Genomic DNA, 26,742 nt, shown 5'->3' with positions numbered 1-26,742 from the left:
TGGAGTCGCAGCAAGCGACAGGGGAAGCGTCAGGTACGGCGAGAAAGCCGGGTGAGCTTCGGAATGGATGCGGTGGCCCCCGCATCCGAGGGCACCACGGTCTGCGCAGCGGCCGCGATCGGCCCGTCCGCCGTCTCGACGAGGTATGCCGCATCCGCCGAGGCGGAGCGCTTGATGAGCGCGAGGGCGATCGGTCCGTCCTCGTAGTGCCGCGCAACGGAGGTCACGGCCCCGACGGTCACGCCGTCGGCGGTCACCGCATCCCCCCGCTCCGGCAGCACCGCGTCGCTTCCGTCGAGCTGCAGCGCGACGATGCGACGGGGCGGGTGGCCGAGGTTGTGCACCTTCGCAACCGTCTCCTGCCCGCGGTAACAGCCCTTGTTCAGGTGTACCGCGGTGCGCAGCCAGTCGACCTCGTGCGGGATGAGCCGCTCGTCCGCCTCGGCCGACCACCGCGGCCGCCAGGCCGCGACCCGGAGGGCATCGGCGGCGAGGGATCCGGCCACCGCGCGGTCGCCACGCACCGCCGCCTCGACGAGCGCACGGGCGTCGGCCTGGGTGACGAGCACCTCGTTCCAGCGGCGTTCGAGCCCCGGATGCTGCTCGGGCACGGCGTACGCGGTACCGCCGGTGCCGACGTTCGGCCACGGGTCGTGCCACACCAGCGGCAGTCCCGCCGGGGACGCGGCGGGCACGGTGTCGACGGCGGAATCGGCCACGCCGACGACCACAAGATCGGTCGCCGCCTGCGGGTCGACACGCAGCCGGAACCGCATCCGCTGCAGCCAGGTGAGGAGGGCCTCCGCGTCACCGCGGTCGGCGATGAGCCAGGTCGTCTCGCCGTCATCGATGACCGCGGCGGCGTGTTCAACGCGGCCGTTCGGGTCGAGGATGAGCAGCTCGGTCGAGACCCCGGGTTCGAGGTGGGTGAGCGCCTGCGACGATACGGAGTCGAGCCAGGAGAGCCGGTCGACGCCGGAAATCCCGATCACGGCGCGGTCGAGCAGCAGGGCGACGGCGGTGCCGGCGGCGAGGGCACGCTGCTCGGCGAAGGGATTACCGACGTGCAGCAGGACGCCGTCCGTGTCGGTTACAGCGGCGGGGAGCCCGTCGAGCAGGTCGGTCATCATTCCACTTTCGCGAGGCGCGCGGAGGCGTGGGAGCCGAGCTCGTGATCGAGCGCGGCGATGTCCCACGCCCAGAGCAGGTGGCCGTCGACGAGGCCATAGAGGCGCGTCGCGGCGGCATAGGGTTTCGCGCCGGGCGGGCGGACCACGGCGTCGGTGGCGATGTCGATGCGGGGTCCGCGGATCTGGCCGAGGTACAGCTCGCTCAGGCCGTCCGCGTGGACGATCGACGCCTGGATCTCGAAGCCGCCCTCGGGGGTGCGCAGGCCTTCGACGTCGTCGGCGGTGCGTACGGCGCCGCCCGCGCGGGCGGGCAGGAGCCCGGGGCCCGGGTCGGAGTCCTGCGCGGGCCGGGACAGCCGCCAGAACCCGACCTCGGAGACGAGGCTCAAGGGCACATCGCCCTCGAGGAGTCGTGCCGTAGCGGAGTAGTTCAGTGCACCGCTGCCGTCGTCACTGAAGCTGACGCGGTGCGAGAACTCTCCGTTGAAGTGGTGACCGTCGACCTCGTAGTCGATGACGCCGGTGCCTTCCCAGACTCCGAGGAGCCAGGAGAGGGGAGCGAGATCGGCGGGCAGATCGGTCGGAAGCTCGATCATCGCCCCGCCCGTCAGCGCTGGCCGCGGTACAGGTTCTTCAGCACGACGCCGGCGGTGAAGGCGATCGCCAGCGAGGCGAGCGCCAGCAGTCCCACGAAGAAGAGTTCGAGTGCGACGAGGTCCATGTCACCCATGCTATCCCCCGTGCGAGGTCACACGGTGCGCAGCAGCGCGACCAGCGCCGCGAGGGCGCTGATCACGCCGAGGAGGACGAGGGAGCCGACAGCGGTGAGCGCGGTGCGCTGGATGAACCGCTGCGGGCGACCGTAGGCGAGCTGCACGACGAAGGCTGCGATGACCGCGGCACCGAGGGTGACCGTGATCCACGGGATCTGCCACTCCGCGGGGACGAACAGCACGATCCCGAGGCCCACGAGGACGGTCGCGATCCAGACTCCGACGATGCCGCCGATCGGCCGACGGGGCACCAGTTCGGGAGCGGTCATGCGTTCATTCTCCCGTACGCGGACGCGTTCCGCATCCGCCGGGATCAGCGCACCTCATCCGCCGGGATCGGCGCCGCGTATCCGTCACGATCGGCGCTCCGCATCCGCCCGGATCGCCGCACGCGCGGCAGAGTGCCCACGTGCGCCTAAGATAAAGGCCGAAACGGGGAAATTGCCGGGAGGACTCCATTGGCACAGCTACTTGTCCTGAGCTCGGCGCCGGCCGGTGCCCCGGTCCTGCCGTCGCTCGAGCTGTTGAGCCACCGCGTCCGGCAGATCCCCGCCGAGCCGGCTCAGCTGGTCAACGCCCCGAGCGCGGATGTGGTCTTCGTCGACGCCCGGTTCGACCTCGTCGGGGCCAAGTCGCTGTGCAAAATCCTCACCACCACGGGCCTGGACGCGCCCCTCATCCTCATCGTCACCGAGGGCGGACTCACGGCCGTCTCCCCCGACTGGGGCGTGGATGACGTCATCCTCATGGCCGCCGGTCCTGCCGAGGTGGACGCCCGCATCCGCCTCGCCATCGGCCGCATGTCGAAGGAGCAGGTCTCCACCCGCATCCAGACCTCCGGCATCACGATCGACGAGTCCTCTTACTCGGCGAAGGTGCACGGCCGCCCGCTGGATCTCACCTACAAGGAGTTCCAGCTGCTGCACTTCTTCGCGACGCACCCCTCCCGGGTGTTCACGCGCGAGCAGTTGCTCAGCGAGGTCTGGGGCTACGACTACTTCGGGGGCACCCGCACGGTCGACGTGCACGTGCGGCGCCTGCGCGCGAAGCTCGGCGACCTGGAGCAGCTGATCGGCACGGTCCGCAACGTCGGATACCGCTTCAACGTCTATGAAGAGGACCAGGTCCCCGCCCCCAAGGAACGCTCGGGAGCATAACCCCGTCGGACCGGTTCACACTCTTGTCACCTCCTGCTGCAATGATGAGGTGATGATCGAACAGGACGTGCTCGACGCTGGTCTCGGCGACGCGGACGACGACGACTTCGACGCCATCGAGACGCCGGATGCGGAACTGCCCGAGGGCCGCTACCTCGACCGGGAACTGAGCTGGCTCGCGTTCAACCAGCGCGTGCTCGAACTCGCAGAGGACCCGGCGGTCCCGGTGCTGGAGCGGGCGAACTTCCTCGCCATCTTCGGCAGCAACCTCGACGAGTTCTTCATGGTGCGCGTCGCCGGTCTGAAGCGCCGCATCATCACCGGCCTCGCGGTGCCGAGCAACGTGGGCCGCTCCCCCGCGGACGTGCTCACCGACATCTCGGAAGCCGCCCACGCACTGCAGGTGCGGCACGCCGAGGACTGGAAGAACCAGGTGAAGCCCGCCCTGGCGGACGCCGGGGTCGAGATCCTCGACTGGGGCGACCTCGACCAGGACGACAAGGACAAGCTCTACGAGTACTTCCAGTCGCAGGTGTTCCCGGTGCTCATGCCGCTCGCGGTCGACCCGGCGCACCCGTTCCCGTACATCTCCGGGCTGTCGCTAAACCTCGCCATCCGCATCCGTAACGCCCGGACCGGCCGGCAGGAGTTCGCGCGCCTCAAGGTGCCGCCGATGCTGCCCCGGTTCGTGCAGGTCTCGCGGGTCGGCGAGCGCTCGCGCTACATCGCGCTGGAAGACCTCATCGCCAACAACCTCGCCGATCTCTTCCCCGGCATGGAGATCCTCGACCACCACGCCTTCCGCCTCACCCGCAACGAGGACATGGTCATCGAGGAGGACGAGACCGAGAACCTCATCCAGGCGCTCGAGGCGGAGCTGATGCGCCGCCGGTTCGGCCCGCCGATCCGGCTCGAGATCACCGACGACATGGACGAGCTCACCCTCGACCTGCTCATCAAGGAGCTCGACATCACCGAGCAGGAGGTCTACCGCCTCCCCGGCCCGCTGGACCTGCGTGGCCTGTTCGATCTCGGCCGGGTCGACCGGCCCGAGCTCCGCTTCCCGCCGCACGTGCCGACGACCGCGACCGCGTTCCAGCCGGGCGACAACAACGAGCGCCCCGACGTGTTCGCGGCGATCCGCAAGGGCGACGTGCTCGTGCACCACCCGTACGAGTCGTTCGCGACCAGCGTGCAGGCGTTCCTCGAGCAGGCGGCGAAGGACCCGAACGTCCTCGCCATCAAGCAGACCCTGTACCGCACCTCGGGGGACAGCCCCATCGTGCAGGCGCTCATCGACGCCGCTGAGGCGGGCAAGCAGGTGCTGGCGCTGGTCGAGGTGAAGGCCCGGTTCGACGAGGCCAACAACATCGTCTGGGCGCGGAAGCTCGAGAAGGCGGGCGTGCACGTCGTGTACGGCCTGGTCGGGCTGAAGACGCACTGCAAGCTCGCGCTCGTCATCCGCCAGGAGGGCGGGATGCTGCGCAGCTACTGCCACGTCGGCACCGGCAACTACAACCCGAAGACCAGCCGCATCTACGAGGACTTCGGCCTGTTCACCGCCGAGCCGGAGGTCGGCCGCGACCTCACGCGCCTGTTCAACGAGCTCAGCGGCTACGCGATCGAGAAGAAGTTCAAGCGCCTGCTGGTCGCCCCACTGCACCTGCGGAAGGGGCTCGTGCGTCTCATTGACCGGGAGCGCCGCAATGCGCAGGCGGGCAAGCCCGCCGGCATCCGGATCAAGGTCAACTCGATGGTCGACGAGCAGATCATCGACGCGCTCTATCGGGCGAGCCAGGCGGGCGTACCGGTCGAGGTGTGGGTGCGCGGCATCTGCAGCCTCATGCCGGGCGTGCCCGGGGTGAGCGAGAACATCACGGTCCGCTCGATCCTCGGTCGATACCTGGAGCACTCGCGCATCTTCGCGTTCGCCAACGCCGGAACCTCGATCGCGTACATCGGCAGCGCCGACATGATGCACCGGAACCTCGACCGCCGGGTCGAGGCGCTCGTGCGCATCTCGGACCCCGCCCAGATCACCGAGCTGAACGACCTGTTCACGTTCGCCATGCGCGACGACACCAGTTCGTGGTGGCTGGGTTCGGACGGTGTGTGGACCCGGCACTATCAGGATGCGGACGGCAAACCGCTCGCCGACATCCAGGACACGATCATGCTGCAGGTGCAGCGTCGTCGCCGTCCCCGGGCGGTGAGATGACGGCCACCGCTGTGTACGCCGCCGGTGGGGTGGTCTGGCGCGTGGTCGAGGGGAAGCTCCGCATCCTCCTCATCCACCGCACCCAGTACCGCGACGTGACGCTTCCCAAGGGCAAGGTCGATCCGGGCGAGACGCTCGTGGAGACCGCCGTCCGCGAGATCTTCGAGGAGACCGGCATCCGGGTGAGCCTCGGGCTGCCGGTCGGCGTCTCCCGGTACACCATGCCGAAGGGGCGCGAGAAGGTCGTGCACTACTGGGCAGCAGAGGCGACCGAGGATGCCATCCGCGCCTCGGCGTTCGTGCCGAACAAGGAGATCGCGGCGCTCGAGTGGGTCAGCCCGAAGAAGGCCCTGACGTACCTCAGCTACCCCGTGGACGTCGAGATCGTGGAGAGCTTCCTCACGTTCGCCGACGACGGCGTGCTGGAGACCTTCCCGATCATCGCGCTGCGGCACGCGAAGGCGCTCTCGCGCGGCGAGTGGGACGGCTCGGATGCGACGCGGCCACTGAGCGAGCGTGGCGCTCGGCAGGCGAAGGCCATCGTGGGCCCGCTTCGCGCCTACGGCGTGCGACGGATCGTGTCGAGCGACGCCGTCCGGTGCGTGTCGACGGTGAAACCGCTGTCGAAAGCACTGGGACGCAGCATCCGGACCACCCCCGATCTCAGCCAGGACGCCTGGGAGGAGGGCGCCTCCGACGCCCGCGCGGTCGTCGGCAAGCGCGTGCGCGCCCGGAAGCCCGCGGTGCTGTGCAGCCACGGTCCCGTGCTGCCGGAGATCCTCAGCGAACTGGCGCTCGCGACGGGGACGCTCAAGGGTTCGTACCTCGGCAGCGCGTCGAGCCTCGAGGTCGCCGGGTTCTCGGTCGTGCATCTGTCGCGCACCAACCCCGGTTCGGGGATCGCTGCGATCGAGACGATGCTGCCGCCGGTCTGATCATGACCGGCCGGTGTCTCGCACCGGTCCATCACCCCGGACGGTTTCAGGGTGTTCACCCGCCGTTCACCCGCACAGCCCACTCTGGTCAACACACGTGTTTAGCGTCGAGGCGAGCCCTGCACCGGGCCCGTAACCCTGACCTGTGAAGGACACATTCACTGTGAAGATCTCTCGCCTCGCCCAGGTGGGCGCCCTCGCGGCTGTCGCCGCCCTCGCGCTCGCCGGCTGTGCCGCGAACGAAGGCGGTACCCCTGACGCCACCACCAGCTCCGCCGCCTCGGAGCTGCCCACCGGCCTGACCGGCACCCTCAACGGTTCCGGCGCCACGTCGCAGCAGGTCGCCGTCCAGTCCTGGACCCAGCTGGTCCAGCAGGCCAACCCCGACGTCACGATCAACTACGACCCGCAGGGCTCCGGCACGGGGCGCGAGTCGTTCCAGTCGGGCGCCGTGCAGTTCGCCGGCTCCGACCGCGCGTTCAAGACCGACGAGATCGCCGCCGGCCCGTTCGACGCCTGCGCCGCGGACTCCGACCTCGTCGAGATCCCCGCGTACGTCTCCCCCATCGCCATCGTGTTCAACGTCGAGGGAGTCTCCGACCTGAACCTGGACGCGACGACCGTCGCCGGCATCTTCGCCGGCACGATCACCAACTGGAACGACCCCGCGATCGCCGCGACCAACGCGGACGCCGACCTGCCGGACCTTGCCATCACCCCGGTCCACCGCTCGGACAAGTCCGGCACGACCGGCAACTTCACGGACTACCTCGCGGCCAACGCTGAGCAGGCGTGGAGCTACGGGTCGGTCGAGGAATGGCCGATCGCCGGCGGCGAGGCCGCACAGGGCACCTCGGGTGTCGTGAACGCGGTCAAGGGCGGCAACGGCACCATCGGCTACGCCGACTCGTCGCAGGCCGGTGACCTCTCGTCGGTCGCCGTCCAGGTGGGCGAGGAGTTCGTCGGTCACTCGGCCGAGGGCGCCGCGATCGCCGTCGACGCGTCCCCGTTCGAGGACGGTCGCGCCGACACCGATCTGGCGATCGCGATCGACCGCACCACCACCGAGGCCGGTGCCTACCCGGTCGTGCTGATCAGCTACCTCATCGGCTGCGCCGAGTACGAGGACGCCGCCACCGCTGACCTGGTGAAGGGCTTCTTCACCTACGCGATCAGCGCCGAGGGCCAGGACACTGCCGCCACGAACGCCGGCAGCGCCCCGATCTCGGACACGCTCCGTGAGAAGGCCAAGGCCGCGGTCGACGCCATCAAGTAAGTCCCGCAGGCGGTCCCGGGTGACTCACCCGGGACCGCCTCTTCCCGCATCGCCCCGACCCGACGAGGATGCTCGACATGACAGCCACCACCGCGGCCGCTGATCCGCGGCCGCGCGCCACGCGCCGGCCGGGCGATATCTGGTTCTCCGGGACCGCGCTGTTCGCCGGATCCATGATCCTGGTGACCCTCGCCGCGGTCGCCCTGTTCCTCATCGTGCAGTCGGTCCCCGCGCTCGGCGCCGACAGCGAGTCGGCCTCCCTGCTCACCTCGAACTTCTGGGCCTACGTCTGGCCGCTCCTGTTCGGCACGGTGTGGGCCGCGTTCCTCGCGCTCATCATGGCGGTGCCGCTGTCGCTCGGCGTCGCCCTGTTCATCACCCACTACGCCCCTCGCCGCCTGGCGCAGGGGCTCGGCTACGTCGTGGACCTGCTCGCCGCGGTCCCCTCCGTCGTCTTCGGCCTGTGGGGCATCCTGGTGCTCGCCCCCACCGTGCAGCCCGCGTACGCCTGGCTGACCGCCAACGTCGGCTGGTTCCCGCTGTTCAGCGGTGACGTCTCCGCCACCGGCCGCACCATCTTCACCGCCGCCATCGTGCTGGCGGTCATGGTCGTCCCGATCATCACCGCGATCTGCCGCGAGGTGTTCCTGCAGACCCCGCGCCTGCACGAAGAGGCCGCGCTCGCGCTCGGCGCCACCCGGTGGGAGATGATCCGGATGGCGGTGCTGCCGTTCGGCCGCTCCGGCATCGTCTCGGGCGCCATGCTCGGCCTCGGCCGCGCGCTCGGCGAGACGATGGCCGTCGCGATGGTGCTCTCCACCACCGGCACCGTGACCTTCGACCTGTTCACCTCGACGAACCCGTCGACGATCGCCGCGAACATCGCCCTGACCTTCCCCGAGGCGTTCGGCACGAACATCAACGTGCTCATCGCGACGGGCCTGATCCTGTTCGTCGTCACCTTCGCCGTCAACGCGCTCGCGCGCTGGATCGTCAGCCGCCGCAAGGAATTCTCGGGAGCGAACTGATGACCGTCACCGCCACCGCGCCGCGCCTCGCGGGCACCGCATCCGGAATCAACAACGGCCACCTCGGCAGGTGGGTGCCGTGGGCACTGCTGGCCGCATCCATCGTCGTGTTCCTGCCGGTGTTCCTCATGCTCGCCTCCATCAGCGGCGAGGGCCTGAACATCGCGGGCTGGCTCATCACCGCCGCCCTGGTGTACCTGGTGCTCATCTTCACGATCTCCGCGATCGTCGAGGGGCGTCGCAAGGCCGTGGACCGCCTCGTCACCGGTGTCGTCACCGCCGCGTTCGTCGTCGCCATGGTGCCACTCGTCTCGGTCGGCTGGACCGTCATCGAACTTGGGGTCCACCGGTTCGACGCCATGTTCTTCTCGTCCTCGATGCGGAACGTCGTCGGCGAGGGCGGTGGCGTCATCCATGCGGTGTGGGGCACCCTGCTCATCACGCTTGCCGCCGCGATCATCTCCATCCCGATCGGGCTGATGACCGCCATCTACCTCGTGGAGTACGGCCGGGGCCGGCTCGCTCGCGCCATCACCTTCCTCGTCGACGTCATGACCGGCATCCCCTCGATCGTCGCGGGTCTGTTCGCGTATGCGCTGTTCGCGCTATTCTTCGGCGCCGGGGTGCGACTCGGCTTCATGGGGTCGATCGCGCTCGCGGTGCTGATGATCCCCGTGGTCGTCCGCTCCAGCGAAGAGATGCTGCGGCTCGTGCCGAACGAGCTGCGGGAGGCCGCGTACGCGCTCGGCGTGCCCAAGTGGCTGACAATCGTGAAGGTGGTCCTGCCCACCGCGATCGCCGGCATCACGACCGGGATCATGCTGTCGATCTCCCGCGTGATCGGTGAGACGGCGCCGCTTCTCATCACCGCCGGCTTCACCGACTCGCTCAACCTCAACCTGTTCGACGGGCGGATGCAGACCCTCCCGGTGTTCGTGTACTCGCAGTACGCGAACCAGGGCATCCCGCCCGAGGCCTATTGGGACCGCGCCTGGGCTGCGGCGCTCACCCTCATCCTCATCGTCATGCTGCTGAACCTCCTCGCCCGGCTCATCGCGAAGATCTTCGCGCCCAAGACCGGCCGCTGACCTTCGGAGAAAGAACCTCGTGTCAAAGAGCATCGAAGTAAACGACCTGAACGTCTACTACAGCGACTTCCTCGCTGTCGAAGGCGTCTCGCTCGAGATCGAACCGCGCAGCGTCACCGCGTTCATCGGCCCGTCCGGATGCGGCAAGTCCACGTTCCTGCGGACCCTCAACCGCATGCACGAAGTCATCCCCGGCGCGCGCGTCGAGGGCGAGGTGCTGCTCGACGGCGACGACCTCTACGGTCCCTCCGTCGACCCGGTGCTCGTGCGGCGCCAGATCGGCATGGTGTTCCAGCGTCCGAACCCGTTCCCCACGATGTCGATCCGCGAGAACGTGCTGGCCGGGGTGAAGCTCAACAACCGGCGGATGTCGCGCTCCGATTCGGACGCCCTCGTGGAGTCGTCGCTGCAGGGCGCGAACCTGTGGAACGAGGTCAAGGATCGGCTCGACAAGCCGGGCTCCGGCCTCTCCGGCGGTCAGCAGCAGCGACTGTGCATCGCCCGCGCGATCGCCGTCTCCCCCGACGTGCTGCTGATGGACGAGCCGTGCTCGGCCCTCGACCCCATCTCGACGTACGCGATCGAGGAGCTGATCGAGGAGCTCAAGAGCACCTACACGATCGTCATCGTCACGCACAACATGCAGCAGGCATCCCGCGTCTCGGACAAGACGGCGTTCTTCAACATCGCCGGCACCGGCAAGCCCGGCAAGCTCATCGAGTACGACGCCACCTCGACGATCTTCACCACCCCATCCGTGCAGGCCACCGAGGACTACGTCTCCGGGCGCTTCGGGTAAGCCTGCGCCCCGGGTCGGCCCGCATCCGCTCCCGCATCCCGCTCCCGCATCGCCTCCCGGTCTCCTGCCGTCGTTCGGATTCTGAGCGCGACACGCGGGGTACGGCTGCTGTTTCGCGGCCTGCGACCCCCGAAATCCGAACGACGGCGGGTGGGCGACGTCTCCTCCCCAAGCGGCGAGGGCGGCCTGAGATTCGATGGCTCAGGCGGATGCCGCATCGGCGGAGACGGATGCGGTCACGCTCGAGGCATGAGCCGACCGCTCCCCCGCGCCGCGACGGGGCCATTCGTCCGCACCTGGCAACTGCGCGCACGCGGATGGAGCCGCGACATGATCGCCTCCGCCGTCGCCACGGGCGACCTGCATCGTGTGCACCGCGGCGTGTTCGCTCGACCCGGCACGCACCCCCTCCTCATCGCCGCCGCGCGGCACGGCGGTTCACCGGCGTGCGTGACCGCGGCCAGCATCCGTGGGCTGTGGGTGCTCGATCCGGCCGGTGTCCATGTGCTCATGGGCACCGACGGACACGTCCTGCGGAGCCACCTCGACTGCACCTGTGTAGAGCATTGGGACGGCCCACGCCTCGAGCGCGGTCGAATGCTGAACATCGCCGAATGTCTCCCCCAGATCGCTCACTGTCAGGGGGCGGAGGCCTTCTTCGTGAGTCTGGAGTCGGCGCTGGCGCTCCACCGTCTGCATCCGTCGCAGGTCATGGCCATGGCGGCTGCGCTTCCACCGGCGGTGCGGCGCATATTGCCCCTGGCACGCACCGACTCCGGATCGGGAACGGAGTCGCTGTTCTTCCTCCGGATGCGGCGGCATCGTCTGCCGATGACCTCGCAGCCTGCGCATCCCGCGGGCGGGCGTTCGGACTTCCGGATCGGCGAGCGTCTGCTCATCGAGATCGACTCGGAGGCGCATCACGGAGGCACCGTGCAACGCCGACGCGATCTCGAGCGTGACGCCGCGGCCGCACTGTGCGGGTTCGAGACGCTCCGCTTCGACTATGCGCAGGTGCGGGGTGATTGGGACATGGTCGAGCAGGTCGTGCTCGCCAAGGTCGCCGCCGGCGACCACCGCTGGCGCTGAGCCCTCTCGCATCCTCGCCGCCGCCGCGCCCGCTTCCGTCGCGCCATCCGCCGTCGTTCGGATTCAGAACGCGACACGCGGGGCAGAAGTGCCATCTCGCGGACGCAACCCCCCGAACTCCGAACGACGGCGGGGGTGCCGAGCGTCGCGCACGGCACCTCCGAACGACGGTGGGGGTGCCGGGCGCGGCGCGCGGGGCCAGGTCAGTCGCGGGGCGAGAGGAGGTACCGGTTGATGGATGCGGTGAAAGCGGCGTCGTACGGCAGCGGCGCGCCGTCGACCGAGGTGATCCCGGCGGCGAGTCGCACGCTCGACAGCAGCCACGCCGCATCCGCCTCGTGCAGCGCAGACACCGGGAGCGTCTCATATCCGGTCTCGTAACCCTGCGACTCGAGCCATGCGAACAGGCTCAGCTGGGTCGTGCCATGGAGGATGCCGGCGCCCGGCGCGGGCGTGACGAACCGGTCGCCTTGGCGGAGGATCAGCGACGACGTCGGCCCCTCGAGCAGGATCCCGTCGCTCGAGACGAAGACGGCGTCGTCGGATCCGCGACGGTGCGCCTCGCGGATCGCAGCCATGTTCGTTGCGTACGACAGGGTCTTCGCGCCGAGCAGCAGCCACGGCGCCCGGGCGGGTGCAGCGCTGTCGTAGCCGCGGTCGAGGATCACGACCCGGATGCCCCGCTCGCGCACCGCGGAGTTGTCGGGCGCCGTCGCGACCGTGACCCACGCGGTCGGGGTCGGGCCGTGCTCGACGCCGCGGCTGAGGATGAGCTTGATCACGCACTCCCCTGCCGGGCACTCGGATGCGGCGGCGGTCACGGCCTGCCGCCACTGCACGACGTTCGGCACCGGCAGGTCGCAGAGCTGCGCGGAATGGGCGAGGCGCTCCAGGTGCGCATCGACCTCCTGCGCGTGGCCATCGACGACGCCGATCGACTCGAAGATGCCGTCCCCGCGCTGCGTGCTCAGCTCCCCCACGCTCAACGCCGGTGCCGACGGGTCGATCACGGTGAACGTGTCGGCGAAGTCGGTGCGGACATCGTCGGATGCCGCGGGGGTGAGCAGAAGTGCGTGACGCCAGGCCATGAATTCGAGCCTAGGGGAATGCCTCGCGCGCGGCCTCGGTTACACTGGATCAGCCGGGCCGCTGTAACCCCGGGCTCCATCTTTTGCCGCTTTGAGCGGCCTCGCGCCGAGAGGCGTTCAGCGGCCCGGCACCTTCATGTCCGGGCGGCGATCCGCATCCCGGCGAGAATCAGGTCAGCGACTCCCGGCGCCACAGCCCCGCGGCCGCCGCGAGATCTTCCGCGTAGGTCGACAGCCGCAGCGCGCGCGTCGTCAACGCGGACGCCCGCTCCGGCTCGCTGAGCTCGTAGTCGTCGGCGACATGGGTGGCGCCGGCCGACTGGATGCGGCAGAACGCCGCCGCACGCTCCAGCGCGATCGCGAAATCACCCTGGAAGAGGCCGCGCAGGATGGTGTCGATGAGAGCGACCATCTCCTCCGGGCTCGCCGGCACTGGAGCGCCGACGACGACCTCGTCCGAGGAACCCGTGGCCACGCGTCCCCGCTCGTACAGGAGCGCGGACGAGGGGGCGTCGTCGTGGATCATGAGCTGCAGCAGGTACAGCCGCCATAGCGCCCCGGGAAGCGAGCGGGCCGGAGCCCGCGACCACAGCTCGGCGATGTCGTCGATGCCGTTGTGATCCGTGAAGGCGACGAGGCGCTCGACGACGTCCGCATCCGGGTCGGCGCGCACACGCGACAGCAGCGCCATCGCGGTGGAGTGGGCCACGCGCGAGACCTCGGCCGGGTCCTCGGCCGAGAACAGGCGGTCGAAGAGCTCCGCCGGGCGCCGGACGGGCTTGTGGAAGGGCCGGGAGTCGTCTGTCACCGAATCCAGGGTACTCGCGGGTCAGGCGGTCCGGATCGCGACGATCCCCGGGGGCTTCGGGTCAGGCGGTCGGGATCGCGACGATCCCCGGGGGCTTCGGGTCAGGCAGTCCGGACCGCGACGATCCCAGGGCGCTGCGGGTCAGGCGGTCGGGATCGCAACGACCCCAGGGGGCTCCCGCGTCAGGCGGTCCGGACCGCGGGTCCGGATCGCGACGATCCCCGGGGGCTTCGGGTCAGGCGGTCGGGATCGCGACGATCGCATCTGTGGTCGGGTCGCCGGTGGGTGAGCCGCCGGCCTGTTCGATCGTCACCGCGATCACGTCGCCGGCGTGCATATCGCCGGTGAGCCGCGCGGTCGCGTCATCGCCCTCCGCGGTGAACACACCCGCCGAGATGGGGGTGCCGTCGCGGATGAACCACAGCTCGAACGCGCGATCCTCGGGGATCTCCGGCAGCCCGTCGCTGACGAGTACCGCCTCCCCCAGTGACGGCGACCAGTGCGCGGTCGCCACACCGCCGTCGGCGAGGGTGGTGGATGCGGTCTGCGCGTCGCCCGCACCCTCGATCCGCTCCAGCGCGACCGCGGCCGGCGAGGGCTGCACCTGCTGGCTGAACACGGCGACGCCCGCGCCGACCGCGACGATGAGGGCGATGCTCGCGGCAAGCGCGAACCAGGCGCGGCCGAAGCGGGAGGGGCGAGGCCCGGTCACCGCGGACGGACCCGCAAGGTCGTTCGGGAGCAGCGCCTCTTCGGCGTCGGCCCCAGGCGCGACCGCATCCGGGGTCTGCGGGGTGGTGGCGATCTGCGCGAGCAGGCGCGCCCGGAGGTCGGCGGGGGGCGTCTCGTCGGCGACCGCGTCCGAGAGCAGGGCGGCGGCGGTCTCGTCGGCACGGCCGTGAGCCTGCCGGTCGGGCCGGGCGGCGAGCGCCTGCTGGTAGGCGCGCTCGTCCTCCGCCGACAGGGCATGCAGGGCGTGCCCGGCGGAGAGTTCGTCGAAGTCTCGTTCGTTCATGCCGTCACCCCCATACTCGTTCGAAGTCGCGAGAGTCCGTCCCGCATCCGTGTCTTGATCGTGCCGAGCGGCGCCCCGACGAGCGCCGCGATTTCGCTCTGACTGTAACCCCCGTAATAGGCGAGGGTGAGCGCTTCACGCTGTGCGTCGGGTAGCTGGTTCAGCGCGTCGGACACCTTGGCGCCTTCGATCCGCAGCTCCACTTCCTCGGCGACGCCGTCATGCGGCGCACCCAGGTCGCGGAACCCCGCTCGCACGTCCCGGTCCGTGCTCGACTGCGACGCTCTGACGCGGTCGACGGCCCGGCGGTGTGCGATCGTGAGCACCCATGTCCTTCCTTGCCCCTTGTTCGGAACAAAGCGGGATGCGGATTGCCACACCTCGAGGAACACTTCCTGCAGCACTTCCTCGCTCTGCGACCGGTCGACGAGCACCCGAAGGATGAGGCCGAACGCGCGGGAAGAGAGCATGTCGTAGAGCTCGGCGAACGCTGCCTGATCTCCCGAGGCCGTGCGCACGAGCAGTTCACCGATGTGGTCGACCGGGACTGACCCGTCGTCGGGCACGTCGATGCCGTCGATCACCATGACCCCAGCATGACCGAAGACGCTCCGTTGCCCGCATCCGGTGCCGGGGGTTGACGCGACGCGGAACCGCGTCCTTCGGGCATCGAAAAGATTCTTCTGAATCTTTTCCCATCCGATTCAGGCGGGGCACCGAACGACCCTGTGAACGCCGCAACAGCGCGGCGTCCTCACACCGGAGGTAGTACTCATGCTCAGCACGAAGAAAAAGTTTGCAGCCGGCCTGTCCCTGGCTCTCGCGGGAGTATTCGCCCTCTCCGCCTGTAGCGGCACCGCATCCGAGACCACCGAGTCGCCTAGCTCCGCTCCGATGGAGAGCGAATCCGCCATGCCCACCGACGACGCGATGGCCGACCTCGTCGGCGCGGGCTGCGCCGACTACGCCGAAGCCGTGCCCTCCGGCGCCGGCTCCGTCGAGGGCATGTCGATGGACCCGGTCGCGACGGCGGCCTCCAACAACCCCCTGCTGACGACGCTGGTCTCCGCCGTGAGTGGGCAGCTGAACCCCAACGTGAACCTCGTCGACACGCTCAACGGCAGCGAGTTCACCGTGTTCGCCCCGGTCGATGACGCGTTCGCGAAGATCGACGCGGCCACCATCGAGACACTGAAGACCGACAGCGACCTGCTGACGAAGATCCTCACGTACCACGTGGTCCCCGGCCAGATCGCGCCGGCCGACATCGAGGGCATGCACACGACCGTCGAGGGTCAGGACCTCGAGGTCACCGGCAGCGGTGACGACTGGATGGTCAACGGCGAGTCCACCGTCATCTGCGGCGGCGTGAAAACCGCCAACGCCACCGTGTACCTCATCGACACGGTGCTGATGCCCCCGGCAGCGTAAGCACCCGGGATGCAGCGCCCGCCGGTCTTCGGATCGGCGGGCGCTTCACGTGTGTTGAGCGTCCGGTTCGTCGTTTCCGAGTGGCCTCACGGACGAAGTAGTCTGGAGGCATTGGGGCCTCTAGCTCAGTCGGTAGAGCATCGGACTTTTAATCCGCGGGTCGTGGGTTCGAGCCCCACGGGGCCCACCAGTATTTCGACCGCCTTCATCCCTAATCCCGACTGGGATCGCAGCGGTCACGCCTCGCCGAAATGGCCGCGGTGTGCCGCAGGTCGTGCGGCGTCACGCGCGGGAATGGGTGCGGCGGCTCCTCCCCCGCATCCACAGCAGCCTCGATGGCGGCCGCCGACTTCTCCTGCGCGCGGCAGACCGCACTGTTGCACTATCCCGTCGTCGCCTTCGGACGACGTACGTGGATCCGCCCCTCGCCGAAGACAAGTGCGTCGCGCCCTTTGCCGGCGACGAGCGTCTGCATCGTGTCGGCGAGGAACGCCGGGTAGGGCACCTGACGCTTCTCATGGGTCTTGGGAGTGCCGATCTCGATGAAGCTGCCCACCTCGACGGCGTTCTCCTCCACGCTGACGCGTCGACGCTTCAGATCGATGTGCTTGACACGGAGGCCGGTCGCTTCACCCCACCGCAGACCGGTGTAGGCCAGGAAGACGATGAGTTCCGGACGCGCAGCCTCCGCCGCGGGCCGCTTTACGCCGCGGGCAGGATTCGTCGAGATACGTCGATCTCTCGTCGCGATCTCGAGGATGCCGGCGAGCACTTCGTGCGCGCGACGTACACTCGTCGCGCTGTGGGTGGACGACAGCGCCGCGATCCAGCAGTGCGAGAAGAAGCCCCGGAATATCCGGGGCTTCTTCTCGTTTCTACACCAACCGTTCGGCGACCGTCTCGGCAAGGTCGTGCTCGTCGACTTCGGGCATGGCCTTCTTCGGGAAGAAGAAGCGGCGACGTCCTCGTCGAGGTTCTGGCAGATCCGGGAGACCTCGGACTTGCTGATCCCGGTGTCGGCGCCGAGCGCCTTCACGAGATCGTCGACCTTCCTCGTGGAGACGCCGTGGACGTACGCCTCCATCACGACCGCGAACAGGGCTTGGTCGACCCGGCGGCGGCGTTCCAGCAGCGACGGGAAGAACGACCCCTGCCGCAGCTTCGGGATCCGCAGCTCGAGCTCACCCGCGGTCGTCGTCAGCGTGCGCAGCCGGGTCCCGTTTCGCTGCGCAACACGATCCGGGGTGCGCTCGAATGGGGCGGCGCCGATGAACGCGGCCGCTTCCGCGTCGATCAGCTCTTGATAGAGCGTCTCGGTCGCGACCCGGATTCGGTCATTCACATCGGTGAGTTTCAGTTCCCCGAGCAGCTCGAGGAGGGCAGACTGGTCAAGAGCCATCGTGCGTTTGTGTCCTTTCGTGAGATTCCTAGACAGTTCTCACTGACCATCGCACGATGGCTCACCACGTCCCGGACGTGAAACTCGAGCCGGAAAACTACACCACCCCAGGGGACGTCACCGTCGCAGGGTCGCGCGTGACGTCTGGGCCGATTCGGTGCGGAACGCGCTGACTCCCTACTCTCGTCTGAGCAGCCCGTGTTTCGGCGGAAATCCGGGCTTCTCAGGCGACGCTCGCCACCCACGCAGACGGCTTCGCGACTCGCCAGAATCGTCCTTCTCGGGACGCTCCGGACACTTAGCCTCGCTTGTGATGGGTTGCCGCGGAAGCCGAGTGGCGCTGTTAGATGACGAAGCCTTCCTCAACCCCTGGCGCGAACATCTCCTCCGGTGTGCGCAGTGTCTGGGATAGCCCCTGATCGTACGAATAGCGGGCGAAGGTCTCAAGGACATGGCGGTTCTTGGCGATCCCGTATCCCCAGTAGTCTTCGCCGAGCGCGTGTACTGTTTCGGCGACGTGCTGCTGCAGCCATGGCAGCATCACCTTCAACGCCGACCGCTCACGCAAGCCGGCATAGGCGACGGCGAGCGACTCGTTGAACGCCTTCAGCAGCGACCGGGCGATCCACGGATGCTTCTCGTAGACCTCCGTCTTGATCGCGACTACGTGCATGATCGGGAAGATCCCGGTACGGCTGAAGTACTCCTTCTCGACGTCAACGAAGTCCTCGAACAGGTGTCGTACCTGCGGCTCCTTCCCGAATGTCGAGGGCGCCGGTGCCGTGTAGATCGCGTCGATCTCCCCGGCTGCGAGCATATCGGAGAGATTGCGGCCCTCCTCTATCGGCGTCACCCGGATGTTCTCCGGCAGCTGCAGGCGGATCTTCTCCTCCCGCTTCTTCGTGCCCGATAGGGCGCCGGTGACGTACTCGACTGAGTCCACGGGCACGCCGTACTCGTCGGCGAGAGTCCCGCGCTGCCAGACCCCGGCAGTCATCTGATACTCCGGCGTCCCGACGCGCTTGCCCACCAGGTCCTGCGGCGACGAGATCTTGTCGGAATTGACGTAGATCGACTGGTGTCGGAAGAACCGCGACGGGAACACCGGGATGGCGATGAACGGCGGGTTCGGTTCGTTGCGAGTCAGCAGGTACGACGACAGGCTGAGTTCACACAGGTCGAACTCGTGCCCACGCAGCGCGCGGAAGAACGTCTCCTCCACCCGGAGGGGAAGGATGTTGAGATCGATCCCTTCCGGTGCGACGGTGCCATCCTGCAGCGGCTTAATGCGGTCGTAATCCCAGCAGGCGAACGTCAGCTGCAGGCGCGACATCACTTGTCCCGGTACGCTTCGCGGGCGTACTGGTGGTACGGCGCGGGCGCCACTGTCGCGCGGATGGCGATCTGCGTGTGCGGCTCGACGCCCGGCTTGCTCGACAGCGGGTCCTCGCCCCACAGCACGGTGACCTCTGTTCCCTCAGCGAGGTCGGAGTCCACCGACGCCAACGACAGGAACACCTGCTCGTTGGAGATGTAGCCGAGGTCCATGGAGACACCGACGAGACGGTCGCCGATGAGCACCGCGTCCTTCTGGTAAATGGCGTAACGCGGCTTCGGCAGGTTGATCAGCTTCGCACGCTGCCCGGACGGCTCGAAGAGGCTCGCGAACGCGCGCCCGAGGTCCTCGGGGTTCCACACCAGGCTGACCTTCTTACGGTGCGGCGCCGCGGCGACCTTCTCCAGCGCCTTCTTGCCGATGAAGTCGTGATCGAACGAGACCACATAGTCGTATCCGAGGTCGAACGGGGTGAGGTAGTAGTCCTCGATGCGGTCGTAGTTCAGGCTGCCTCCGAGCGCTCCGATGTTGTCGACGGGGAGCCATTCGCGGAATGCACGCGTCGACTCTCCGGAGAAGATACCGGGCAGCGTCGGGGGGATCCACCCGGATGCCACGTTGGCCGTCGCATACGCCTTGGCGCCGACCCGCTTCAGGTCGAGTCCCTCACCGGCGGCCAGCAGGGCAGCGAGGACGTCCGCACCGTCGGCCCAGGGTCCGAAGAGCTCGTATCCGGGCTGACCTGCCATGCCGTGACGCAGGGCGTGCACCTCGTGGCCGGCGATCTGGAAGGTCGCCACGTGGAAGAAGCGGACCTCGGGGACCTCGCCGCCGATCGCCTTGGCGACGAGGGCATTCGCGTTCGGGCCCTGAAGCTCGTAACGGTAGAGCGTCGGGTTCTTGCCCTTCTCGCGCACCGCCGTGTTGTCGTCGCGCTCGGCTGTCGCATCGTAGTCACCCGTCTCCAGATGGAACTGGACCCAGTCCATCACGATCTCGCGACCGACCAGGTTGAACGTGCCATCGGGCAGATGGAACAGGATGACGTCGCCGATGTAGTGCCCCTCGGGGCTGGTTACGATGAGCTGCTTGGCGCGATCGGTCCCGAAGTTCTTGAAGCTGTTCACACCGAGGTCGGTGAGCAGCCGCAGCGCGTCGGGGCCGCGCAGGAACAGGTCGGTCATGTGGTGCGACTGGTCCATGAGGGCGACAGTGTCACGCCAGGCGCGCTGCTCCTCCTGCCAGTTCGTGTGCTCGGCGGGCACCGGCAACGTGTGTGCACGGGCGCTGCGGTTGCGGAGGAACTCAATCGGTCCTCCGGCGGCATTGATGGCGGACTCAAGGCTTTCGGACATCGTCGGCACTTCCTGCGGTTCACCGAGCGCGATCCTTCGATCGCACTCGTCGGCTAGATAGGGGCGACTGCGCCCTTACACCGACTGATGGTGCCCGCACCGCGAACGCTTCTTGAAGGGAATTCTGCACGACAGAACTTCTGGGTCACGCGACGGCGAGGACCGGTCCTTCTTCGCCCATCGTCGCAGCCACAGCCTTGAAAACCGGCCCCAGCAGGCGGGAATCGTTCTCAGCTCGGGCGATCAAGTAGATCGGGAGCGTGGGACCGTCCACGGGCACAAAAGTCACCCCAGGGATCGCCCCGGGGCGGGTGAACACGTCCGGAACCACTTCGATGCCGTGGCCTTCGGAGACACCGACGAAGTCATCGTCGTAGTTGCTGCTCGCGGTAGCTGCAACCTTGAGCCGGAAGCCGGCCTCGACGCACATGGCATGCATGAGCGAGTTCGACGCGTAGACGTCGGAGCTCGGCAGAATCCACCGTTCGTCCCGCAACTCCCAGAGTGTCACCGACTCCGCACTGGACAATGGATGCGTCTCCGGCAGGGTTGCCACCATGTGCGTATCCCGCACTCGCAGGGCGCGGAGAGTCGCGATGTTCGCAGGAGCGACGACTACTGCGGCGTCGATGCGCCCGTCAGCGACCGCCTGCACGAGGCGGACGCTGCTCTCCGAGACAATGTCCAAGGTGAGCCCGGGCGCAACCGTGGCGAGCTGGCTGAGAATCGAACGACGCAAAGCCGGCCGGAACCGGGACGATACCCCGACGCTGACATTCCCGGCCCCGCCTCCACGCAGCTTTGCGGCCGTCGCCAACGTGCTGTCGTAGCTCTCGACCACCAGACGTGCCTGCGCTGCCAGCTCCTCACCCGCCGGAGTCAACTCGACGGCGCGCGTGTTTCGCTCGAATAACCTGATCTGCAGCTCCTGCTCGAGCTTTTTGATCTGCGCGCTCAGCGCAGGTTGCGCGAGATGAAGACGCTCTGCGGCACGCGTGAAATGCAACTCTTCCGCTACGGCGAGAAACTGCCGCAGATGCCGGATTTCGATCGACATCGCTGACTCCTCACGAGATGGTCACGACCTCGTTGCCGGACCATTCATACGAGCATAACAATAAGTCGCGGGAGCTTGGTCTTTCCTCGCTCGGCCGCGACCCGCCTAGTCTGGCAAACGTCCACCACCACTGTTGCGGAACGCACAGGATCGAAGTTGATCATGACCAAGAGCCCCTTGTACACCACACCGACCCGAGTCCACACGGGCCTCGGGTCGACGGCCGAGTTGGCCACGCACGTCGCAACGCTGGGCGGTCAACGCGTTGCACTCATCGGCGACGCCGGGCTGAAACGCATCGGCCTGCTCTCGAACATCGAGAATCTCCTCGGTGAGTCGCTCGTCTCTGAATCTCTCGCCGACGTCGACCCCACGATCTCCGCCGCCGAGCACGCTACCGAGCTGGCCCGGCAAGCCGGTGCCGACCTCGTCGTCGGGGTCGGAGGAGGAAGCGCACTGAGCCTTGCCAAGGCAGTCGCGTTGCTGCTGACGAACTCCGGGCGTGTCGTCGAGTACAAGGGCGTCGACCGGGCACCGGTCAGGCCCGCGCCATTCATCGCGATCCCCACGACCGCCGGGTCCGGCTCGGAAGTCTCCAATGCATTCGTGCTGTACGACACGGATAGCGCCACGAACGTCGGCATTCGCGGCTGGGGGTATGAGCCCGACATCGCGATCCTCGACGGTAGACACCTCATCGGCCTACCGGAGGTGCCGATGCGGGACGCAGCGGCCGATGCGCTCAGCCACGGGTTCGAGGCTCTCTGGGCCAACGGCGCCACGTACTTCACGGACTCCGCGGCCCTTCACGCCGTTCGGACTATCCGGGATGTCCTCCCCCGGGCCCTGCGAGAGCGCCGCGCCGAGGATCTGCAGCGACTGCTCGAGGCATCCACCATGGCGAACTTCGCCTGCGGCAACGCCGGGCTCAGCCTCGTACACGCGATCACCGCGTCGTCGAAGATCCGCATCGCGCACGGCCGCCAGAACAGTGTCGTGCTTCCTCTGGTTGCCGAGTTCAACCGCTCGGTGGTCAGCTCGGATGTGATCGCGGAGATCGATGCACTCCCCGCCCTATACGCGGAGGCCGCCATCCCGACTGCGTTCTACAAGAACGAGCTCCCCACTGATGCTGCGCAGGAGTTCTTCCGTGCCGGGTCAGCCAGCCCGTTCCGCAACAACAACCGCCGGCCCGCTAGCGACGACGACCTTCTCAACCTTGCCACGCGCGCGGCCACCCCCGCCTGATCGAAAGACGCCCCAGTGAGCACTACCAGCAACGCACTCCCGACCGACATCTCCAACCTCGCCTTGATCGGCGGGGAACGTCGAGGAGCACGCGACGGACAGACCATCGATGTCCTCAATCCCTCCACCGGTCAGATCATCACCACGATCCCCCGGCTGACAGCGGCCGACGTCGACGACGCCGTGCAGGCCGCGAAAGACGCCTTCCCCGCCTGGGCGGCTCTCGAGCCGCTGCAGCGCGCTCAATACTTGGACCGCCTCGCCGATGCCATCGAAGAGAACAGCGAGCGGCTCGCATCGCTGGACTCGCTGGACAACGGCAGCCCCCTGCACGAGATGCGGTTCGACAGCAAAGTCACCGCCGGACAGCTGCGGTATTTCGCCGGGCTCGTGCTTGAAGCGCAAGGCGCGACCATCCCGTCCAGCAGCGAACGGCTGATGTACTCGATGCGTCAGCCCTACGGCGTCGTGGGCCGGATCAGCGCCTTCAACCACCCGCTGCTGTTCACGGTCGGCAAGATGGCAGGGGCACTGGCCGCGGGCAACACCGTCGTCACCAAGCCCTCGGAGCACACATCTCTCTCCTCGCTGGCCGCGGCCGACATCATCAGCGAGATCTTCCCCCCCGGCGTGGTGAACATCATCACCGGCTATGGACATGAGGCCGGCGACGCACTCGTGGTCCACCCCGATGTGCACCGCCTCGCGTTCATCGGTGCGGACCCCACCGGACGGATGATCCAGCGCCGTGCCGCAGAGGTCGGGATCAAGCACGTCTCGCTCGAGCTGGGCGGGAAGAACCCGCTGGTGATCTTCCCGGACGCCGACGTCGACAAAGCGGTCGCCGGCGCCCTGCGCGGCATGAACTTCACCTGGCAGGGGCAGTCCTGCGGCTCCACGTCGCGGCTGATCGTGCACCGGAGCATCCATCGGCAGGTGGTCGACGCTCTCGGCGAGCAGATGGAGGCCATGCGGTCGGGGCCGCCGCACGACGAGAGCACTGACACCGCCTCGATCGTGAACAAGCAGCAGTTCGACAAGGTGATGAGCTACATCGAGCTCGGAAAATCCGCCGGCTACGACCTCGTCGCTGGCGGCTATCAGGTAACCGACGGGGAGCTCGCCAACGGCCTTTTCGTCCGCCCGACGCTGTTCGACAACGTCGACCCTTACGGACGCCTGGCGCAGGAGGAGATCTTCGGCCCAGTGCTCGTGGCGATGCCCTTCGACGACTACGACGAGGCGCTCACCATCGCCAACAGCGTCCACTACGGCCTGACCGCCAGCGCGTATACGAACGATCTTCGCCTCGCGCATTCGTTCGCCCGCGACATCCAGGCCGGGTATGTCTGGATCAACGAGACCAGCAGGCACTTCCTCGGCACCGGATTCGGCGGGTACAAGGACTCCGGTATCGGACGCGAGGAGAATCACGAGGAATTGCTGTCCTGGACCCAGTCGAAGAACGTCAGCGTGCTCTTCGGCGATGAGTCGATCGCGGCCGGGCACTGAATCGATGGTCGATCAGCACCGCGGGTACACCGCCGAGTCCACGCAGCGCTCGGGCTTCGCTGCCGCCCCGACCGACGACGTTTCCGCTGCTCTCCAGGTCAGCCGTGCCAGCAAGGCGCTCGCGTACGGAGGCCTCACCGACTTCGTGTGGGGCCACGTGTCCGTTCGCGATCCGCAGGGACGCGGTTTCTGGATGAAGGCGTCAGGACTCGGGTTCGACGAGATAGAGCCCGACCAGGTCCACCTCGTCGGCTGGAACGGCGATGTCATCGCCGGTACGGGCCCCCGCCACATCGAATGGTTCATTCACGCCGGGGTGTACGAGGCCAGACTCGACGTCGGATCCGTGGCGCACGCGCACAGTGACAACGTGAACGCATGGTGTGCCACAGGTGAACCGATGCGCGCACTCAGCCACGCCGGGATCGAATTCACCAGGCAGCAGCTGCCGCGCTTCACCGAGACTGCGTCGCTGATCCGGAACAGGGCGCTCGGACAGCAGCTTGCCGCCACCCTTGGCGACAGTATCGGCGTGCTCATCCCTCAACACGGATTCGTGATGACCGGCGACGATGTCGCCGCATCGGTCATGCGATCGGTTCTACTGGAGCGAGCCACCTGCGTCCTGTTGCAGGCCCTCACCGCTGGAGGGATCGAGTCGGCCATGTCCGACGACGACTTGGCCGTGCAGGGATGGCCGCAGTCGCAGATACACGCCGGATTCGACTATCTGGTCAGACAGAGCAGCCTGTGAACGAGGCGCAGACCGCCAGCCCTCCGGGGGCTCTAACCGATCGGGACGAAGCGCCGCGTGCGGAAGAACAGCTCGAACGCGTTCGCACCCCGCACGCGAGCGAGTTCTATGGCGCTCAGCCCGGCGTCCGCGATCCAGTCGACACCCTCTTGGTAGGTATGGAAGGCGTGTACCCGTGTCCAGTCCGTGCCCCACAGCACTCGTTCGGGCCCGAACGAGTCGATCAGGCGCCGCAACGCGTCCCGCAGATCTGTGTACGGGTATGGCTGGTGTGAGAGAGCCGGCATCCCGGTGACCTTCACTTGCACGTTCGGGTAGTCGGACAGCGCCAAAATGTCGGCCAGTGTCGCGAACGGTTCCCCCGGTGCAGGCGGGGCTGGCGAGGCGGGTAAACCCAGATGATCGATCAACACCGGGAGGGCGGGGAACCGGCTCGCGATCCAGACGGCTTCCGCAGTGCCCCCGCCCAGAGCCAGGCACAGCGGAACACCGGCATCCTCCATACGGTTGAAGACATCATCCAGGCGGCCATCGCGCACGGCCTCCCGCGACGCCGGACTCCACAGCATCTGCCGCAGCCCCGCACCGTGTGGGTGCGCGATCAGGTCATCGACGATGCCGGCCGGGTCGGCGCGGGTCAGGTCGATCGGAGCCACTACCGCAAAACGTCCTGGATAGGCGGCCGCGACCTCCAACGAGTACGAAGCATCCGCCAGGTAATTCAGCCAGGGGGAGACCAGCACGGCCGCGTCGACACCGGCACGATCCATTCGTTCGATCGTCTGCGCTCCGGTTGCTTCGTGCAACGGGCTGCCTTTACCGGTCCACGGGCGCCCCGCGTGGTCGCTCTCGAAGCAGTGGATCTGCGCGTCGACGATCGGTGCACGCCCCATCAGGCGGTGACACCACCATCGGCCGTGAACACGCCACCTGTGATGAACGACGCCTCGTCGCTGAGCAGCCACGCCGCCAGCGCCGCGATCTCGTCGGGCTTCCCGAACCGGCCCAGCGGGACATCGGCGAGGAACTGCGCCTTCCGTTCGACCGATGCGGCCAGCAGGGTGGGTGTCTCCGTCGGACCGGGGAGGATCGCGTTGACCCTGACCACCGGGGCGGCCTCCACTGCCGCAGTCCTGGTGAGGGAGATCACCGCCGCTTTCGTCGCCGAATAGAAGCCGGTGTTCGGAGCGGATCCCAGGGCGGTGCCGGACGAGTTGTTCAGGATCACCCCAGTCCGCCCGTCGAGATGACGGATCATCTTCTGCATCATCCGGAACGTGCCGAGCACGTTCACCGATGCGACCCGCTGGGCAACCTCCGGATCGAGCTCGGCGAGCGGCACCCTCGGGGCTGTGATGCCCGCGTTGTTGAACAGGCCGTCGAGCGCGCCCCAGCGCTCGACGGCTGCCTGGAAGGCGCGATCGGCCGCGACGGGATCACCAGCGTCTGCGACCGCTCCCGAAACGCGGTCATCACCGAGCTCGGCCACGACCGACGCGACACGGTCGCCGTCGATGTCCGTAACAGTGACCTGTGCCCCCGATTCCACCAGCCGGCGCACCGTGGCGAGGCCGATGCCAGAGCCGCCCGCGGTCACCAGGATCCGTTTGCCGGTCAGCCCGGGCAGCGCGGTCATGATTCGACCTCGACTCCGATCCACTGCGGGCACTCGGCCGAGTCGGCAAGGAAGTGCTGGTAATCGTCCGAGACTTCTTTCTTCAGGTTGCCGAGCCCGGCCTCGTGCTCCTCGAATGCTTCCCGACTGGGAAACCACTCCTGCAGCACGCCATCCCAGGTACTGTCCGGATCAGTGGCGATGTTCGTCGTGTAGTAGTCGTAGTGCGGGTTCATGCCGATCGCCATCGGAGCATGCACTTCACGCCAATGACGGGCGAACTGATCACGGCTGATTCCCGGCTTGCGCACATTCAGCAGCAGTCGAACCACGCCGCCCCTGCCCGGACCGGATCCCGGCCGCTCGAACATCAGCTGTCCTTCAGCCGGGATGACCAGTTCTGCGTCAGGGAGCAGCTCTGGCCCGTCTGCCAGGTAGTGGGCGCGCTGCAGATCGTCTGGCAACGGGTGCTTCTGAGAGGCGTGGGGTCGCGGTGTCAGCTCGTACAGCCGAGTGCCCTCCGGCAGCGTTGACGGCTTGGTGGTGAGGAAACTGAAGATCGGCATGACTCCACTATCGATCTGACTGGACCGGGCGACAATGACGGACTTGCGCTATTTGATATCGAGGC

25 protein-coding genes, 1 tRNA gene and 1 pseudogene are annotated in these 26,742 nt (G+C 67.8%); 13 read left to right on the top strand and 14 right to left on the bottom strand.

Features of this window, described 5'->3' with window-relative positions; genetic code table 11:
• Positions 1–29: 29 nt before the first annotated feature.
• The 3 genes from NT132_RS13770 to NT132_RS13760 form a co-directional block, all read right to left on the bottom strand.
• Entirely contained in the window at positions 30–1,127 is a 1,098-nt protein-coding gene (locus NT132_RS13770) for a glycine cleavage T C-terminal barrel domain-containing protein (RefSeq protein WP_297790017.1), read from the bottom strand.
• The gene (locus NT132_RS13765) at positions 1,127–1,726 is read right to left on the bottom strand and encodes an FABP family protein (protein WP_297790015.1); all 600 of its coding nucleotides are present in this window, start codon (positions 1,724–1,726) and stop codon (positions 1,127–1,129) included. The genes NT132_RS13770 and NT132_RS13765 overlap by 1 nt, the downstream gene beginning before the upstream one ends.
• Positions 1,727–1,878: 152 nt before the next feature.
• Positions 1,879–2,172 (bottom strand): hypothetical protein, encoded by a 294-nt coding sequence (locus NT132_RS13760; protein WP_297790012.1) that lies wholly within the window; start codon positions 2,170–2,172, stop codon positions 1,879–1,881.
• A gap of 189 nt (positions 2,173–2,361) precedes the next feature.
• Between NT132_RS13760 and NT132_RS13755 the strand changes: the two genes are divergently transcribed.
• From NT132_RS13755 to NT132_RS13720, 8 genes are all read left to right on the top strand, one after another.
• On the top strand, positions 2,362–3,060 hold the full coding sequence (locus NT132_RS13755; protein ID WP_297790011.1) for a response regulator transcription factor: 699 nt from the start codon (positions 2,362–2,364) through the stop codon (positions 3,058–3,060).
• A 52-nt stretch (positions 3,061–3,112) separates the two neighbouring features.
• Entirely contained in the window at positions 3,113–5,278 is a 2,166-nt protein-coding gene (locus tag NT132_RS13750) for an RNA degradosome polyphosphate kinase (RefSeq protein WP_297790008.1), read from the top strand.
• Positions 5,275–6,213, top strand: coding sequence for an NUDIX hydrolase (locus NT132_RS13745; protein ID WP_297790006.1), 939 nt, complete (start codon positions 5,275–5,277; stop codon positions 6,211–6,213). The genes NT132_RS13750 and NT132_RS13745 overlap by 4 nt, the downstream gene beginning before the upstream one ends.
• 163 nt (positions 6,214–6,376) lie before the next feature.
• The gene (pstS, locus tag NT132_RS13740; protein WP_297790004.1) at positions 6,377–7,489 is read left to right on the top strand and encodes a phosphate ABC transporter substrate-binding protein PstS; all 1,113 of its coding nucleotides are present in this window, start codon (positions 6,377–6,379) and stop codon (positions 7,487–7,489) included.
• Positions 7,490–7,566: 77 nt separating this feature from the next.
• Complete coding sequence (gene pstC, locus NT132_RS13735) at positions 7,567–8,517, top strand: phosphate ABC transporter permease subunit PstC (RefSeq protein WP_297790002.1); 951 nt, start codon at positions 7,567–7,569, stop codon at positions 8,515–8,517.
• Positions 8,517–9,605, top strand: coding sequence for a phosphate ABC transporter permease PstA (gene pstA / locus NT132_RS13730; protein WP_297790000.1), 1,089 nt, complete (start codon positions 8,517–8,519; stop codon positions 9,603–9,605). The genes pstC and pstA overlap by 1 nt, the downstream gene beginning before the upstream one ends.
• 19 nt (positions 9,606–9,624) lie before the next feature.
• Positions 9,625–10,404 carry a phosphate ABC transporter ATP-binding protein PstB gene (gene pstB / locus NT132_RS13725; RefSeq protein WP_297789998.1) on the top strand — a complete coding sequence of 260 codons (780 nt, stop codon included), beginning with the start codon at positions 9,625–9,627 and terminating at the stop codon, positions 10,402–10,404.
• A gap of 249 nt (positions 10,405–10,653) precedes the next feature.
• On the top strand, positions 10,654–11,493 hold the full coding sequence (locus tag NT132_RS13720) for a type IV toxin-antitoxin system AbiEi family antitoxin domain-containing protein (protein WP_297789996.1): 840 nt from the start codon (positions 10,654–10,656) through the stop codon (positions 11,491–11,493).
• A 203-nt stretch (positions 11,494–11,696) separates the two neighbouring features.
• Here the strand turns inward: NT132_RS13720 and NT132_RS13715 are convergent, their stop codons facing one another.
• The 4 genes from NT132_RS13715 to sigK form a co-directional block, all read right to left on the bottom strand.
• Positions 11,697–12,581, bottom strand: coding sequence for an aminodeoxychorismate lyase (locus tag NT132_RS13715; RefSeq protein WP_297789994.1), 885 nt, complete (start codon positions 12,579–12,581; stop codon positions 11,697–11,699).
• Between the two features lie 169 nt (positions 12,582–12,750).
• The gene (locus tag NT132_RS13710; protein WP_297789992.1) at positions 12,751–13,389 is read right to left on the bottom strand and encodes a DNA-directed RNA polymerase subunit beta; all 639 of its coding nucleotides are present in this window, start codon (positions 13,387–13,389) and stop codon (positions 12,751–12,753) included.
• Between the two features lie 235 nt (positions 13,390–13,624).
• A complete protein-coding gene (locus tag NT132_RS13705; protein ID WP_297789990.1) occupies positions 13,625–14,404 on the bottom strand; it encodes an anti-sigma factor in 780 nt (259 codons plus the stop codon).
• The gene (sigK, locus tag NT132_RS13700) at positions 14,401–14,991 is read right to left on the bottom strand and encodes an ECF RNA polymerase sigma factor SigK (RefSeq protein ID WP_297789988.1); all 591 of its coding nucleotides are present in this window, start codon (positions 14,989–14,991) and stop codon (positions 14,401–14,403) included. The genes NT132_RS13705 and sigK overlap by 4 nt, the downstream gene beginning before the upstream one ends.
• A 187-nt stretch (positions 14,992–15,178) precedes the next feature.
• Between sigK and NT132_RS13695 the strand changes: the two genes are divergently transcribed.
• Positions 15,179–15,835 (top strand): fasciclin domain-containing protein, encoded by a 657-nt coding sequence (locus NT132_RS13695; protein ID WP_297789986.1) that lies wholly within the window; start codon positions 15,179–15,181, stop codon positions 15,833–15,835.
• Between the two features lie 114 nt (positions 15,836–15,949).
• Positions 15,950–16,025: transfer RNA gene (locus NT132_RS13690), tRNA-Lys, on the top strand.
• A gap of 762 nt (positions 16,026–16,787) precedes the next feature.
• Here NT132_RS13690 and NT132_RS13685 read toward each other — a convergent pair.
• The 4 genes and pseudogenes from NT132_RS13685 to NT132_RS13670 form a co-directional block, all read right to left on the bottom strand.
• Positions 16,788–17,234, bottom strand: a pseudogene (locus NT132_RS13685) (transposase); the annotation flags it as partial.
• Positions 17,235–17,577: 343 nt separating this feature from the next.
• Complete coding sequence (locus tag NT132_RS13680) at positions 17,578–18,567, bottom strand: hypothetical protein (RefSeq protein WP_297789983.1); 990 nt, start codon at positions 18,565–18,567, stop codon at positions 17,578–17,580.
• Positions 18,567–19,925, bottom strand: coding sequence for an aminomethyl transferase family protein (locus NT132_RS13675; RefSeq protein WP_297789981.1), 1,359 nt, complete (start codon positions 19,923–19,925; stop codon positions 18,567–18,569). The genes NT132_RS13680 and NT132_RS13675 overlap by 1 nt, the downstream gene beginning before the upstream one ends.
• A 145-nt stretch (positions 19,926–20,070) precedes the next feature.
• Positions 20,071–20,982: a LysR family transcriptional regulator gene (locus NT132_RS13670; protein WP_297789978.1), complete on the bottom strand. Its 912-nt coding sequence runs from the start codon at positions 20,980–20,982 to the stop codon at positions 20,071–20,073.
• A 162-nt stretch (positions 20,983–21,144) separates the two neighbouring features.
• Here NT132_RS13670 and NT132_RS13665 point away from each other — a divergent pair, with 162 nt between their 5' ends.
• The 3 genes from NT132_RS13665 to NT132_RS13655 are packed head-to-tail and all read left to right on the top strand — an operon-like array spanning position 21,145 to position 24,496.
• A complete protein-coding gene (locus NT132_RS13665) occupies positions 21,145–22,230 on the top strand; it encodes an iron-containing alcohol dehydrogenase family protein (RefSeq protein ID WP_297789976.1) in 1,086 nt (361 codons plus the stop codon).
• Positions 22,231–22,245: 15 nt separating this feature from the next.
• The gene (locus NT132_RS13660) at positions 22,246–23,742 is read left to right on the top strand and encodes an aldehyde dehydrogenase family protein (protein ID WP_297789974.1); all 1,497 of its coding nucleotides are present in this window, start codon (positions 22,246–22,248) and stop codon (positions 23,740–23,742) included.
• The gene (locus NT132_RS13655) at positions 23,717–24,496 is read left to right on the top strand and encodes a class II aldolase/adducin family protein (RefSeq protein ID WP_366940418.1); all 780 of its coding nucleotides are present in this window, start codon (positions 23,717–23,719) and stop codon (positions 24,494–24,496) included. Before NT132_RS13660 ends, NT132_RS13655 begins: the two co-directional genes overlap by 26 nt.
• Positions 24,497–24,528: 32 nt before the next feature.
• On the opposite strand, the gene NT132_RS13650 is transcribed toward NT132_RS13655, so the two are convergent.
• From NT132_RS13650 to NT132_RS13640, 3 genes are all read right to left on the bottom strand, one after another.
• Positions 24,529–25,266: an amidohydrolase gene (locus NT132_RS13650; RefSeq protein WP_297789970.1), complete on the bottom strand. Its 738-nt coding sequence runs from the start codon at positions 25,264–25,266 to the stop codon at positions 24,529–24,531.
• Positions 25,267–25,388: 122 nt separating this feature from the next.
• Positions 25,389–26,132 (bottom strand): glucose 1-dehydrogenase, encoded by a 744-nt coding sequence (locus NT132_RS13645; protein ID WP_297789968.1) that lies wholly within the window; start codon positions 26,130–26,132, stop codon positions 25,389–25,391.
• Positions 26,129–26,677 carry an EthD domain-containing protein gene (locus NT132_RS13640; protein WP_297789966.1) on the bottom strand — a complete coding sequence of 183 codons (549 nt, stop codon included), beginning with the start codon at positions 26,675–26,677 and terminating at the stop codon, positions 26,129–26,131. Before NT132_RS13640 ends, NT132_RS13645 begins: the two co-directional genes overlap by 4 nt.
• Positions 26,678–26,742 lie beyond the last annotated feature (65 nt).

This window comes from Microbacterium sp. (assembly GCF_026393345.1).
Lineage (GTDB): Bacteria > Actinomycetota > Actinomycetes > Actinomycetales > Microbacteriaceae > Microbacterium.
This window is presented reverse-complemented; position numbering and strand designations above follow the sequence as displayed.

Excerpts from the sequence above, each read along its gene's own strand:
- NT132_RS13675 (WP_297789981.1), bottom strand. The coding sequence starts at position 19,925 with ATGTCCGAAAGCCTTGAGTCCGCCATCAATGCCGCCGGAGGACCGATT.
- pstC (WP_297790002.1), top strand. The coding sequence starts at position 7,567 with ATGACAGCCACCACCGCGGCCGCTGATCCGCGGCCGCGCGCCACGCGC.
- NT132_RS13750 (WP_297790008.1), top strand. The coding sequence starts at position 3,113 with ATGATCGAACAGGACGTGCTCGACGCTGGTCTCGGCGACGCGGACGAC.
- NT132_RS13715 (WP_297789994.1), bottom strand. The coding sequence starts at position 12,581 with ATGGCCTGGCGTCACGCACTTCTGCTCACCCCCGCGGCATCCGACGAT.
- NT132_RS13720 (WP_297789996.1), top strand. The coding sequence starts at position 10,654 with ATGAGCCGACCGCTCCCCCGCGCCGCGACGGGGCCATTCGTCCGCACC.
- pstA (WP_297790000.1), top strand. The coding sequence starts at position 8,517 with ATGACCGTCACCGCCACCGCGCCGCGCCTCGCGGGCACCGCATCCGGA.
- NT132_RS13650 (WP_297789970.1), bottom strand. The coding sequence starts at position 25,266 with ATGGATCGTGCCGGTGTCGACGCGGCCGTGCTGGTCTCCCCCTGGCTG.
- sigK (WP_297789988.1), bottom strand. The coding sequence starts at position 14,991 with ATGGTGATCGACGGCATCGACGTGCCCGACGACGGGTCAGTCCCGGTC.
- NT132_RS13680 (WP_297789983.1), bottom strand. The coding sequence starts at position 18,567 with ATGTCGCGCCTGCAGCTGACGTTCGCCTGCTGGGATTACGACCGCATT.
- NT132_RS13645 (WP_297789968.1), bottom strand. The coding sequence starts at position 26,132 with ATGACCGCGCTGCCCGGGCTGACCGGCAAACGGATCCTGGTGACCGCG.
- NT132_RS13695 (WP_297789986.1), top strand. The coding sequence starts at position 15,179 with ATGCTCAGCACGAAGAAAAAGTTTGCAGCCGGCCTGTCCCTGGCTCTC.
- NT132_RS13655 (WP_366940418.1), top strand. The coding sequence starts at position 23,717 with ATGAGTCGATCGCGGCCGGGCACTGAATCGATGGTCGATCAGCACCGC.
- NT132_RS13765 (WP_297790015.1), bottom strand. The coding sequence starts at position 1,726 with ATGATCGAGCTTCCGACCGATCTGCCCGCCGATCTCGCTCCCCTCTCC.
- NT132_RS13670 (WP_297789978.1), bottom strand. The coding sequence starts at position 20,982 with ATGTCGATCGAAATCCGGCATCTGCGGCAGTTTCTCGCCGTAGCGGAA.
- NT132_RS13705 (WP_297789990.1), bottom strand. The coding sequence starts at position 14,404 with ATGAACGAACGAGACTTCGACGAACTCTCCGCCGGGCACGCCCTGCAT.
- NT132_RS13760 (WP_297790012.1), bottom strand. The coding sequence starts at position 2,172 with ATGACCGCTCCCGAACTGGTGCCCCGTCGGCCGATCGGCGGCATCGTC.
- NT132_RS13640 (WP_297789966.1), bottom strand. The coding sequence starts at position 26,677 with ATGCCGATCTTCAGTTTCCTCACCACCAAGCCGTCAACGCTGCCGGAG.
- NT132_RS13665 (WP_297789976.1), top strand. The coding sequence starts at position 21,145 with ATGACCAAGAGCCCCTTGTACACCACACCGACCCGAGTCCACACGGGC.
- NT132_RS13770 (WP_297790017.1), bottom strand. The coding sequence starts at position 1,127 with ATGACCGACCTGCTCGACGGGCTCCCCGCCGCTGTAACCGACACGGAC.
- NT132_RS13745 (WP_297790006.1), top strand. The coding sequence starts at position 5,275 with ATGACGGCCACCGCTGTGTACGCCGCCGGTGGGGTGGTCTGGCGCGTG.